Below are 12,759 nucleotides of genomic sequence, written 5' to 3'. Positions count from 1 at the left end.
GGAATGCACATGAAATGGTTTAACACCTTAAGCCACAACCGCTGGCTGGAGCAAGAAACGGATCGCATCTTTGATTTTGGTAAAAATGCAGCGGTGCCAACCGGCTTCGGCTGGCTGGGTAATAAAGGCCAGGTAAAAGAAGAGATGGGGACCCATTTGTGGATCACCGCTCGTATGCTGCACGTTTATTCTGTCGCCGCCGCGATGGGCAGACCGGGGGCTTACGATCTCGTTGAGCATGGGATTAAAGCCCTCAATGGCGCACTGCGGGATAAAAAATATGGCGGCTGGTACGCCTGCGTTAATGATCAGGGAGTGATGGATGCTTCCAAACAGGGTTACCAGCATTTCTTTGTCCTGCTCGGTGCCGCCAGCGCGGTCACCACTGGCCATCCGGAAGCCAGAAAGTTACTCGATGATGCCATTGAAACCATTGAAAAATACTTCTGGAGCGAAGAAGAGCAGATGTGCCTTGAATCCTGGGACGAAGCCTTCAGCAAAACCGAAGATTACCGCGGCGGTAACGCCAATATGCATGCCGTCGAAGCCTTCCTGATCGTCTATGACGTCACACATGACCGTAAATGGCTTGACCGTGCGGTGCGTATCGCGTCGGTGATTATTCACGACGTCGCGCGTAAAGGCGAGTATCGCGTCAATGAGCACTTCGACGTCAACTGGAATCCCATCCGCGATTACAACAAAGACAATCCGGCTCACCGCTTCCGCGCCTACGGCGGCACGCCCGGCCATTGGATTGAATGGGGCCGCTTGATGCTGCATATCCACGCCGCGTTTGAAGCCAGATGCGAGCAACCTCCCGCCTGGCTGCTGGAAGACGCCAAAGGGCTGTTCCACGCCACTATCCGCGACGCCTGGGCGCCGGATGGCGCTGACGGCATCGTTTACACCGTAGACTGGGAAGGTAAACCCATCGTGCGGGAACGTGTACGCTGGCCGATCGTGGAAGCGATGGGAACGGCATATGCGCTCTATACCGTGACAGGCGATCGCCAGTATGAAAACTGGTATCAGAAATGGTGGGACTACTGCATTAAATACCTGATGGACTACGAAAATGGTTCCTGGTGGCAGGAGCTTGATCCTGACAACAAGGTCACCACCAAAGTCTGGGACGGTAAACAGGATATTTACCACCTGCTTCACTGTCTGGTGATTCCACGCATCCCGTTAGCGCCGGGCCTGGCGCCCGCCGTCGCCGCCGGGTTACTGGACATAAACGCTAAGTAAAACCAACGTAATACGGCATATCAACATTCTGCGTTGATATGCCGTCAGGGGATAAGTATGCAGCAAATACGTTTGCATAGCGGGGGGAAAACCCTTTCCCTTACAGCAGGCGATTACCGCGCAAAAATTGTGACCGTTGGCGCCGGACTTGCGGAATTAACATATCAGGGCTGCCACCTGGTGATACCGCATAACCCGGAAGAAATGCCGCCCGCACATCTGGGGAAAGTGCTTGTTCCCTGGCCTAACCGTATTGCGAATGGCTGTTATCGGTATCAGGGGCAGGAATTTCAGTTGCCGGTGAATGAGCACGCTTCACGCGCCGCCATTCATGGTTTTCTGGCCTGGCGCGACTGGCAGGTCGCTGATGCGGCACCGGATAACGTCACTCTGACGGCATTTTTACCTCCCAGCTATGGTTATCCTTTCTCTTTATTTACAACGGTGATTTATTCGCTGGATCGGGAAAAAGGCCTGTCCGTAGAGATAATCAGTGAAAATGCCGGACAACTTCCGGCCCCCTATGGCGCGGGCATTCACCCTTATCTCACCTGTAACCTCTCGCCTGTCGATAACTACCGGGTGCAAATTCCGGCAAAACAGGTTTTTGCGGTAGATAGTCGTTCAAATCCCACATCGCTACATCCGGCGCAAGAACTGGACCTGGACTTTTCCCTTCCACGGACTATTGGCACACGGAAAATCGATCACACATTTAAAACCGATTCCCGCACGTGGGAAGTCAATATTACCGACCCAGCGCAAGGACTTTCTGTAACTCTGTACGCCGATCAGCCGTGGTTACAGATATACAGCGGTGAAAAGTTAAATCGTCAGGGACTGGCGGTTGAACCTATGAGTTGTCCACCGAATGCTTTTAATTCGGCAATCGATCTCATCTACCTGCAACCAGGGAAACATCATCGTCTCTTTTTATCTATTAAAGGCGAACGCCAGGAGCCCGGAGTTCAATAAAAGTAACCGAATAACAATTAAAGGCTTCAGCGCGTCATTTGCGTCGCCAGGTTTAGGTCTGGATTAACTATAAGGAATTACCATGGATTTTTTTAATTTATTCACGCCTGATGGCGTCATGTTAGATACCAACGTGGTATTAATCGTCATTGCATTAATGTTCCTTTATACCTTTGTGGGAATTTGCGCTGGCTTTGGCGGCGGGCTGACGACGATGCCGCTTATCACCCTAATGTTGCCGGTAAAAATGGCTACGCCCTTATCGGTTATTGTCGGCACCGCAACCGCTATCTATGCAACCTGGCTTTCGCGAAAAGAAACGGACTGGCGCTCCGCTGCGGTGTTAATTGGTTTTTCATTTCTCGGCATTCCGGTCGGCTTATATGCGCTGACGTTTCTGCCCGATCATATGATGAAAATAGGGCTTGGCGCGTTTCTGATCCTGTACTCGTTTTACAGCATGTTCATTCCCCGCCTGCCCGTTTATGACCGCAGATGGATCGCCGCGCCGCTTGGCGCAGTCGCCGGTGCGCTGGGTGCCGCGTTCTCCACCAATGGTCCGCCGGTGGTGATGTATGGCATGTTACGTAATTTAGGACCGGCGGCTTTTCGTGGGACGCTGAATGCCTTCTTTACTGCAAATAATATTGCCGTGGTCGGCGGCCTGGCAACCAGCGGAATATTGACTATTTCGACCTTCAAGCTGGTGATTTTCTGTATTCCGACGATGATTCTGGGATCGCTGGTAGGTCAATACGTTCATAAACGTATCTCAGTGAAGGTATTTCGTGTGCTGGTCTTTTTATTACTGATTGCCTCTGGCGCGATGTTAATCAAAGGCGCAATGGGAATTCCTGCGATTGTTGCCCTGTTACCGCCATTTCTATTACTGGCGCTGTTACAGCTGTTGTTTGGTAAAAAAATCGCCGAGATTCGCAAAGCTGATGAGGCGAAATAAAACATGCTGATCGTTATGTTTTAGCACTTATTAAAAATCTAAAAAACATAAATACATTACCCGTCCCACGCTCCTCAATGAATGGAGATATTGATATGAGTCTGAAAGATGAGTTTTTACTGAATATCCGGTTAGAGAAAAGTGAGAACGGTTTTACTTTATTCTACCAACAACGCCCTCTCCTTCACCACAGCACGGCATCCCCGTGCCTGTGGATTGGCGCAGGCGTGGCCGATATCGACATGTTCCGCGGCAACTTCAGTATTAAAGACAAGTTGAACGAAAAAATCGCCCTGACCGAGGCGACCGTCAGTGAGTCCCCGGACGGCTGGCGGATCCTGTTCAGCCGCGGCGACGCGGTCAATGCCACCCTGAACGTCTGTGCCGACGACAAAGGCCGCCTGACGCTGAACCTGCAAAACGGCGAACGCAGCCATAACCGTATCTGGCTGCGGCTGGCCGCGAAGCCGGAAGACCATATCTATGGTTGCGGCGAGCAGTTCTCTTACTTCGATCTGCGCGGCAAACCGTTCCCGCTGTGGACCAGCGAACAGGGCGTGGGACGTAACAAACAGAGCTATGTCACCTGGCAGGCCGACTGCAAAGAGAACGCGGGCGGCGACTATTACTGGACTTTCTTCCCGCAGCCCACTTTCGTCAGCACCCAGAAGTATTACTGCCACGTCGATAACAGTTGCTATATGAATTTCGACTTCAGCGCGCCGGACTATCACGAGCTGGCGTTCTGGGAAGATAACACGACTCTGCGCTTCGAATGCGCGGACACTTACATTTCTCTGCTCGAAAAACTGACGGCGCTGCTGGGCCGCCAGCCCGAGTTGCCGGACTGGGTCTATGACGGCGTTACGCTCGGTATTCAGGGCGGTACCGAGATCTGCCAGCAGAAGCTGGACACCATGCGTAACGCGGGGGTGAAGGTAAACGGTATCTGGGCACAGGACTGGTCCGGGATCCGCATGACCTCCTTCGGCAAGCGCGTGATGTGGAACTGGAAGTGGAACAGCGACAACTACCCCGGGTTGGACAGCCGGATAAAACAATGGAACGCCGAAGGGGTGCAGTTCCTCTCCTACATCAACCCGTATGTCGCCAGCGACAAAGATCTTTGTGCCGAAGCGGCAAAACGCGGCTATCTGGCGAAAGATGCCACAGGTGGCGACTATCTGGTTGAATTTGGCGAGTTCTATGGCGGCGTGGTCGATCTGACCAATCCGGAAGCCTACAACTGGTTCAAAGATGTGATCAAAAAGAACATGATCGCGCTCGGCTGTGGCGGCTGGATGGCGGACTTTGGCGAGTATCTGCCGACGGATACGTATCTGCATAACGGCGTCAGCGCCGAAATTATGCATAACGCCTGGCCTGCGCTGTGGGCGAAGTGTAACTACGAAGCGCTGGAAGAGACCGGCAAGCTCGGCGAAATCCTGTTCTTTATGCGCGCGGGTTATACCGGCAGCCAGAAATACTCCACCATGATGTGGGCAGGCGATCAGAACGTTGACTGGAGTCTCGATGATGGTCTGGCGTCGGTTGTTCCTGCCGCGCTTTCTCTGGCGATGACCGGTCACGGCTTGCACCATAGCGACATTGGCGGTTACACCACGCTGTTTGAGATGAAACGCACGAAGGAGTTGCTACTGCGCTGGTGCGACTTTAGCGCCTTTACGCCAATGATGCGTACCCACGAAGGCAACCGCCCGGGCGATAACTGGCAGTTTGACGGCGATGCGGAAACCCTTGCCCACTTTGCCCGTATGACCACCGTCTTCACAACCCTGAAACCGTATCTCAAAGACGCCGTCGCGCAAAACGCGGCGACAGGCCTGCCGGTGATGCGTCCGCTGTTCCTGCATTACGAAGACGACGCGACCACCTACACCCTGAAATACCAGTACCTGCTGGGCCAGGACCTGCTGGTTGCGCCCGTTCATGAGCAGGGACGCTGCGACTGGACGCTGTATCTGCCAGAGGACAATTGGATCAACGTCTGGACCGGTGAAGCTCATCAAGGCGGAGAGATTACCGTGGATGCGCCTGTCGGCAAACCACCGGTTTTTTATCGCGCCAGCAGTGAGTGGGCGTCGCTGTTCGCGTCGTTACGCCAAATCTGATCAGGCTCGCCCGTGGGAGTACCCCGCGGGCGAATGAGGGATAATCATGAGTCAAAATACAGCCAACCCAGCAACATTACGTTTGCCATTTAAAGAAAAAGTCGCCTATGGAATAGGTGATTTAGGGTCTAATATCCTGTTGGATATCGGTACGCTTTATTTACTTAAGTTTTATACCGATGTCTTAGGTTTACCGGGGACGTACGGCGGGATCATTTTCCTTATCGCAAAATTTTTTACCGCATTTACCGATATGGGAACCGGGATTATGCTCGATTCGCGGCGTAAAATCGGTCCAAAGGGTAAATTCCGTCCTTTCGTGCTGTATGCCGCGTTTCCGGTGACGCTGCTGGCTATCGCCAACTTTGTCAGCACGCCCTTTGAAATTACCGGGAAAACGGTGATGGCGACGGTACTGTTTATGCTGTATGGACTGTTCTTCAGCATGATGAACTGCTCTTACGGCGCAATGGTGCCTGCGATTACCAAAAACCCGGACGAACGCGCCTCGCTTGCCGCCTGGCGCCAGGGCGGCGCTACGTTGGGCCTGCTGCTTTGTACGGTCGGGTTTGTGCCAGTGATGAACCTGATCGAAGGCAACGCGCAGTTAAGTTATATCTTTGCCGCCACCCTGTTTTCGCTGTTTGGTCTGTTCTTTATGTGGTGGTGCTATGCTGGCGTCAAAGAGCGTTATGTCGAGGTGAAACCGGCTGACGCGACGCAAAAACCGGGGCTGTTGCAGTCTTTCCGCGCCATCGCCGGTAACCGTCCGCTGTTTATTCTCTGTATCGCCAACCTGTGCACCTTGGGCGCGTTCAACGTCAAGCTGGCGATCCAGGTCTATTACACCCAGTACGTGCTGAACGATCCGATTCTGCTCTCGTGGATGGGCTTCTTCAGCATGGGCTGTATCTTCATTGGTGTGTTTTTGATGCCGGGAATGGTACGCCGCTTTGGCAAGAAAAAGGTCTACATCGGCGGCCTGCTGATTTGGGTCGCCGGAGATTTACTGAACTATTTCTTCGGCGGCGGTTCGGTCAGTTTTGTCGCCTTCTCGTGCCTGGCATTCTTTGGCTCCGCTTTCGTCAACAGCCTGAACTGGGCGCTGGTGTCCGACACGGTGGAATACGGCGAATGGCGCACCGGCGTGCGTTCAGAAGGGACGGTGTACACCGGATTCACCTTCTTCCGTAAAGTTTCGCAGGCGCTGGCGGGCTTTTTCCCCGGCTGGATGCTGACGCAAATCGGCTATGTGCCGAACGTGGTGCAGTCTGCAGGGACGGTCGAAGGGTTACGCCAGCTGATCTTTATTTATCCGTGCGCGCTGGCGGTTGTCACTATCATCGCGATGGGCTGTTTCTATAACCTCAATGAAAAAATGTACATCCGCATCGTTGATGAAATCGAAGCCCGTAAACGCGCAACCGCATAATGATAATGAATGGCGCCCTGCGGGGCGCTACGGGGATTTATTATGTCTGATCACGATCCGCTAACACGTAAACTAAGCCTACGGGAAAAAATCGCCTACGGACTGGGCGATATTGGTTCCAATCTGATGTTAAGCATCGGCACGCTATATCTGTTGAAATTTTACACCGATGAACTGGCAATGCCTGCATGGTACGGCGGGATTATTTTCCTGGTGGCGAAATTCTTTACCGCCTTCACCGATATGCTAACCGGTATTCTGTTAGATTCGCGGAAAAATATTGGTCCAATGGGAAAATTCAGGCCATTTATCTTATATGCGGCGATTCCGACCACTATTATTACGACGGTACAGTTCATTGCCACGACATTTAGTTTGCCAGTGAAAACGGCGATTGCCACCGGTCTGTTTATGTTGTTTGGCCTGTTTTACAGCCTGATGAATTGTGCATATGGCGCGATGATTCCCGCGATAACCAAAAACTCACATGAACGGGCTCAACTGGCTGCCTTTCGTCAGGGAGGCGCAACGCTGGGTTTACTCGTCTGCACCGTGGCGTTTATGCCTTTACAGGCATTATTTTCGTCGACCTCGTTGGGCTACGTCTGCGCGGCGTTAATTTTTTCCGTTTGCGGTTTTGGATTTATGCTGCTGTGCTTCAAAGGCGTTAAAGAACATTACATCGAGCGGCCGTCAACAGAACATAAAATCAGCATCTTTAAATCGTTTTACGCCATATTCCGCAATCCCCCTTTATTTGTGCTCTGCCTGGCGAATCTATGCACACTGGCCGCCTTCAACATTAAGTTAGCGATTCAGGTTTATTACGCGCAATACGTACTGAACGATATCCATCTGTTATCGTGGATGGGATTCTTTAGCATGGGATGCGTTTTAGTGGGCGTTATTCTCGTCCCCTGGACTGTAAAATGTTTTGGCAAAAAGCAAGTCTATCTGGGCGGGATGGTGCTGTGGGCACTAGGTGATATCCTTAATTATTTCTGGGGCAGTACCTCGCTGACCTTTATTATTTTCTCCTGCATCGCCTTTTTCGGTACTGCCTTTGTAAACAGCCTGAACTGGGCGCTAGTCCCGGATACGGTGGACTACGGTGAGTGGAAAACAGGCATTCGCGCGGAAGGTTCGGTGTACACCGGTTATACCTTTTCGCGCAAGATCTCCGCGGCGCTGGCAGGATTCTTACCAGGGATCATGCTCACTCAGATTGGCTATATCCCCAATATCGCGCAAAGCGATGCCACGCTGTTGGGTTTACGCCAGTTGATATTTCTCTGGCCTTGCGGGCTGGCAATTATTGCCGCATTAACCATGGGGTTCTTCTATAAACTGAACGAAGCGCGTTTCGCTTTTATTATTGAGGAAATTAATCAACGGAAAAAAACCAAACATCCTGAAAGCCTTTCACATAATAATAAAGACATCGCTACTGTAGATATTTAATCAGAGCCCGCCGCTATTTCCATTTTAGGGATGGCGGCTTCCCTACGCTTATAAAATGGATTTATGATGAAAACACTAAACACAATGATGCTGTTGTCTTCGGTGATATCCACCTCTGTTTTTGCTGGCGCCTATGTCGAAAATCGTGAGGCGTACAACCTAGCTTCCGATCAGATGGAGTTCATGCTGCGCGTGGGCTATAACTCCGATACGGGCGCAGGTATTATGCTCACCAACACTTATACCCTGCAACGCACCGATGAACTCAAGCATGGCTATAACGAGATTGAAGGCTGGTATCCGCTGTTTAAGCCAACGGATAAACTCACTATCCAGCCCGGTGGATTGATTACCGATAAAAGTATTGGTTCCAGCGGTGCTGTTTATTTGGATGTGAATTATAAATTTACCCCCTGGTTTAACCTGACAGTACGCAACCGCTATAACCACAACAATTACAGCTCCGCCGATTTAAACGGCGAGCTGGATAATAATGATACCTATGAGATCGGTAATTACTGGAATTTTATGATTACCGACAAATTCTCTTATACCTTCGAGCCACACTATTTTATACGGGTGAATGATTTCAACAGCAGCAACGGTAAAGACCATCATTGGGAAATAACCAATACCTTCCGCTATCGTATCAACGCGCACTGGTTGCCGTACTTAGAGTTACGCTGGCTGGACCGTAACGTCGAGCCCTATCACCGGGAACAAAACCAGATACGTATTGGCGCGAAGTATTTCTTCTGATAAAAAAGCCGCTGAAATTCAGCGGCTTTTTTGTTTGCTGGAGAGTAACGTAAACGCCTAATCCAGCCAACCCGTTATAACCCGATTAGCGAAGCGCCATCGGGATTCAGTCGGGATTACTCTTCTTTCGGACCGCGCATCGCGCGACGGCGATCGTTTTCCGTCAGATGACGCTTACGAATACGGATAGACTGTGGCGTCACTTCTACCAGTTCGTCATCATCGATGAATTCCAGCGCCTGCTCCAGGGTCATCTTAACCGGCGGAACCAGAACCGTTGCTTCGTCCGTACCGGACGCACGCATGTTGGTCAGTTTCTTACCGGTCAGGCAGTTTACCGTCAGGTCGTTGGAACGGCTGTGAATACCGATGATTTGGCCTTCATAAACTTCCGCACCGTGTCCCAGGAACAGCTTACCGCGATCCTGCAGACCGAACAGCGCAAACGCCACCGCCTTACCCTGACCGTTGGAGATCAGTACGCCGTTGTTACGCTGGCCCACTTCACCCGGACGCACGTCGTCGTAGTGGCTGAAGGTGGAGTACAGCAGACCGGTACCGGACGTCATGGTCATGAATTCGGAACGGAAGCCGATCAGGCCACGGCTTGGGATCACGTAGTCGAGACGCACGCGGCCTTTGCCATCCGGATTCATGTTTTTCAGGTCGCCTTTACGCTCGCCCAGCGCCTGCATCACGGAACCCTGGTGCTGTTCTTCAACGTCCAGCGTCACGTTCTCGAACGGCTCTTGTTTACGGCCATCGATTTCACGGAAGATAACTTTCGGACGGGAAACCGCCATTTCGAAACCTTCACGACGCATGTTTTCGATAAGAACAGACAGGTGAAGTTCACCGCGACCGGATACACGGAACGCGTCCGCATCTTCGGTTTCTTCAACGCGCAGCGCAACGTTGTGTACCAGTTCTTTGTTCAGACGGTCAAGGATCTGACGAGAGGTAACGTATTTACCTTCTTTACCACAGAATGGCGAGGTGTTGACGTTGAAGAACATGGTGACAGTCGGTTCGTCAACAGACAGCGCAGGCAGCGCTTCCACATTCTGCGGATCGCAAATGGTGTCAGAGATGTTCAGCTCACCCAGACCGGTGATGGCAATGATGTCGCCTGCTTCCGCCAGATCGCTGTCGATACGCTCCAGACCCAGGTGAGTCAGTACCTTACCGACTTTACCGTTACGGGTTTTACCTTCGCTATCAATGATAGTGATCTGCTGGTTCGGCTTCACTTTGCCGCGTTTGATACGGCCAATGCCGATAACGCCAACGTAGTTGTTGTAGTCGAGCTGGGAGATCTGCATCTGGAACGGACCGTCAAGGTCAACGTCCGGCGCAGGTACGTGGTCAACGATCGCCTGGTACAGCGGAGTCATGTCTTCCGCCATATCTTCGTGATCCAGACCAGCGATACCGTTCAGGGCGGATGCGTAAATGATCGGGAAGTCCAGCTGTTCGTCGGTCGCGTCAAGGTTTACAAACAGGTCGAATACCTGATCGACAACCCAGTCCGGACGCGCGCCAGGACGGTCAACTTTGTTGATAACCACGATAGGCTTCAGGCCATGAGCAAAGGCTTTTTTGGTCACGAAGCGCGTCTGCGGCATCGGGCCGTCAAATGCGTCAACCACCAGCAGCACGGAGTCGACCATGGACATGACACGCTCAACTTCACCACCGAAGTCTGCGTGCCCAGGGGTATCAACGATGTTGATACGGTAATCATTCCATTTAATAGCGGTGTTTTTCGCGAGGATAGTAATCCCACGCTCTTTCTCCAAATCGTTGGAGTCCATCACACGCTCTTGAGTTTCGGCACGAGAGTCGAACGTACCGGATTGCTGCAGCAGCTTATCAACCAGGGTAGTTTTACCATGGTCAACGTGCGCGATGATGGCGATGTTACGCAAATTTTCGATCACAACTTTGCCTCAGGCATTAGAAATAGCGCGTTATTGTACACGGATTAATCGCACTACAAAACAGGATCACAAACATCCTCCGCAAACAAGTATTGCAGAGTTTCTTTGTGATCGCTTTCACGGAGCGTTAAAAGGGTTATTCATTGTGCATTGCACCAACATGGTGCTTAATGTTCACATTAAAGCACTATTTTGGTGCAACATACGCAGTATGGTGCAGCCCTTTTGCACGATGGTGCGCATGATAACGCCTTTTAGGGGCAATTTAAAAGTTGGCACAGATTTCGCTTTATCATTTTTACGGCGACACGGCCAAATGATGAAAGAATTGAACACCTCGTTACCACGACGACCATGACCAATCTGGAGAGTTAAGTATGTCCGCTGAACACGTTTTGACGATGCTGAATGAGCACGAAGTGAAGTTTGTCGATCTGCGCTTCACTGATACCAAAGGTAAAGAACAGCACGTCACAATCCCTGCTCATCAGGTGAATGCCGAATTCTTTGAAGAAGGCAAAATGTTTGACGGCTCCTCGATTGGTGGCTGGAAAGGTATCAACGAATCTGACATGGTGCTGATGCCGGACGCCTCTACTGCGGTTATCGACCCGTTCTTCGCAGACTCTACCTTGATCATTCGTTGTGACATCCTGGAACCGGGTACGCTGCAGGGCTATGACCGCGATCCGCGTTCTATCGCCAAGCGCGCGGAAGACTACCTGCGTTCTACCGGCATCGCCGACACGGTGCTGTTCGGGCCAGAACCGGAATTCTTCCTGTTTGACGACATCCGTTTCGGCAGCTCTATCTCCGGTTCCCATGTCGCTATTGACGATATCGAAGGCGCCTGGAACTCTGCCACCCAGTATGAAGGCGGCAACAAAGGCCACCGTCCGGCAGTGAAAGGCGGTTACTTCCCGGTTCCGCCAGTAGACTCCGCTCAGGATATCCGTTCTGAAATGTGCCTGGTGATGGAGCAGATGGGTCTGGTCGTTGAAGCGCACCACCATGAAGTGGCAACCGCAGGCCAGAACGAAGTGGCAACCCGCTTCAATACCATGACCAAAAAAGCGGACGAAATTCAGATTTACAAATATGTGGTTCACAACGTTGCGCACCGCTTCGGTAAAACCGCGACCTTTATGCCAAAACCGATGTTCGGTGATAACGGTTCCGGGATGCACTGCCACATGTCGCTGTCGAAAAACGGCACCAACCTGTTCTCTGGCGACAAGTATGCCGGTCTGTCCGAGCAGGCGCTGTACTACATCGGCGGCGTGATCAAACACGCGAAAGCGATCAACGCCCTGGCGAACCCGACCACCAACTCCTACAAGCGTCTGGTTCCGGGCTACGAAGCGCCAGTCATGCTGGCCTACTCCGCGCGTAACCGTTCCGCATCTATCCGTATCCCGGTAGTGGCTTCTCCGAAAGCGCGTCGTATCGAAGTGCGTTTCCCGGACCCGGCGGCGAACCCGTACCTGTGCTTTGCCGCCCTGCTGATGGCGGGTCTTGACGGTATCAAGAACAAGATCCACCCAGGCGAAGCGATGGACAAAAACCTGTACGACCTGCCGCCGGAAGAAGCGAAAGAGATCCCGCAGGTTGCTGGTTCTCTGGAAGAAGCCCTCAACGAGCTGGATCTGGACCGCGAGTTCCTGAAAGCGGGTGGCGTCTTTACCGATGAAGCTATCGATGCCTACATCGCCCTGCGCCGCGAAGAAAACGACCGCGTACGCATGACGCCGCACCCGGTAGAGTTTGAGCTGTACTACAGCGTTTAATCGTTTTAAGTTGCCGTGGAAACTTTTGCCTGCTCCGGCAGGTTTAAGACTGATGTCGACCCTC

General features: G+C 52.0%; 9 protein-coding genes. 8 read left to right on the top strand and 1 reads right to left on the bottom strand.

The annotated features are described in order from the left end of the window. The first annotated feature begins 9 nt into the window (after nucleotides 1-9). The 7 genes from yihS to ompL all read left to right on the top strand — a co-directional run bounded on the left by yihS (nucleotide 10) and on the right by ompL (nucleotide 8,968). On the top strand, nucleotides 10-1,251 hold the full coding sequence (gene yihS, locus OGY07_RS01370; RefSeq protein WP_060570975.1) for a sulfoquinovose isomerase: 1,242 nt from the start codon (nucleotides 10-12) through the stop codon (nucleotides 1,249-1,251). A gap of 57 nt (nucleotides 1,252-1,308) precedes the next feature. Then, nucleotides 1,309-2,226: an aldose-1-epimerase gene (locus OGY07_RS01365; RefSeq protein WP_286598238.1), complete on the top strand. Its 918-nt coding sequence runs from the start codon at nucleotides 1,309-1,311 to the stop codon at nucleotides 2,224-2,226. Between the two features lie 82 nt (nucleotides 2,227-2,308). Beyond that, entirely contained in the window at nucleotides 2,309-3,184 is an 876-nt protein-coding gene (locus tag OGY07_RS01360) for a sulfite exporter TauE/SafE family protein (RefSeq protein ID WP_060570973.1), read from the top strand. Between the two features lie 95 nt (nucleotides 3,185-3,279). Further along, entirely contained in the window at nucleotides 3,280-5,316 is a 2,037-nt protein-coding gene (locus OGY07_RS01355; RefSeq protein ID WP_286598235.1) for an alpha-glucosidase, read from the top strand. A gap of 46 nt (nucleotides 5,317-5,362) precedes the next feature. Then, nucleotides 5,363-6,748, top strand: coding sequence for an MFS transporter (locus tag OGY07_RS01350; RefSeq protein WP_286598233.1), 1,386 nt, complete (start codon nucleotides 5,363-5,365; stop codon nucleotides 6,746-6,748). A 42-nt stretch (nucleotides 6,749-6,790) separates the two neighbouring features. Next, nucleotides 6,791-8,209 (top strand): MFS transporter, encoded by a 1,419-nt coding sequence (locus tag OGY07_RS01345; RefSeq protein WP_060570970.1) that lies wholly within the window; start codon nucleotides 6,791-6,793, stop codon nucleotides 8,207-8,209. Between the two features lie 66 nt (nucleotides 8,210-8,275). Beyond that, nucleotides 8,276-8,968 carry a porin OmpL gene (ompL, locus tag OGY07_RS01340; RefSeq protein ID WP_060570969.1) on the top strand — a complete coding sequence of 231 codons (693 nt, stop codon included), beginning with the start codon at nucleotides 8,276-8,278 and terminating at the stop codon, nucleotides 8,966-8,968. A gap of 116 nt (nucleotides 8,969-9,084) precedes the next feature. On the opposite strand, the gene typA is transcribed toward ompL, so the two are convergent. After that, nucleotides 9,085-10,908 carry a ribosome-dependent GTPase TypA gene (typA, locus tag OGY07_RS01335; RefSeq protein WP_042292429.1) on the bottom strand — a complete coding sequence of 608 codons (1,824 nt, stop codon included), beginning with the start codon at nucleotides 10,906-10,908 and terminating at the stop codon, nucleotides 9,085-9,087. Between the two features lie 377 nt (nucleotides 10,909-11,285). Between typA and glnA the strand changes: the two genes are divergently transcribed. Further along, nucleotides 11,286-12,695 (top strand): glutamate--ammonia ligase, encoded by a 1,410-nt coding sequence (glnA, locus tag OGY07_RS01330; protein WP_042292427.1) that lies wholly within the window; start codon nucleotides 11,286-11,288, stop codon nucleotides 12,693-12,695. Nucleotides 12,696-12,759 lie beyond the last annotated feature (64 nt).

It is taken from the genome of Citrobacter sp. Cs237 (assembly GCF_030332325.1).
In the GTDB taxonomy this organism is placed as follows: domain Bacteria; phylum Pseudomonadota; class Gammaproteobacteria; order Enterobacterales; family Enterobacteriaceae; genus Citrobacter_A; species Citrobacter_A sedlakii.
Note: the sequence above shows the minus strand (reverse complement) of the source record. Positions and strands in the feature narration are given on the sequence as shown.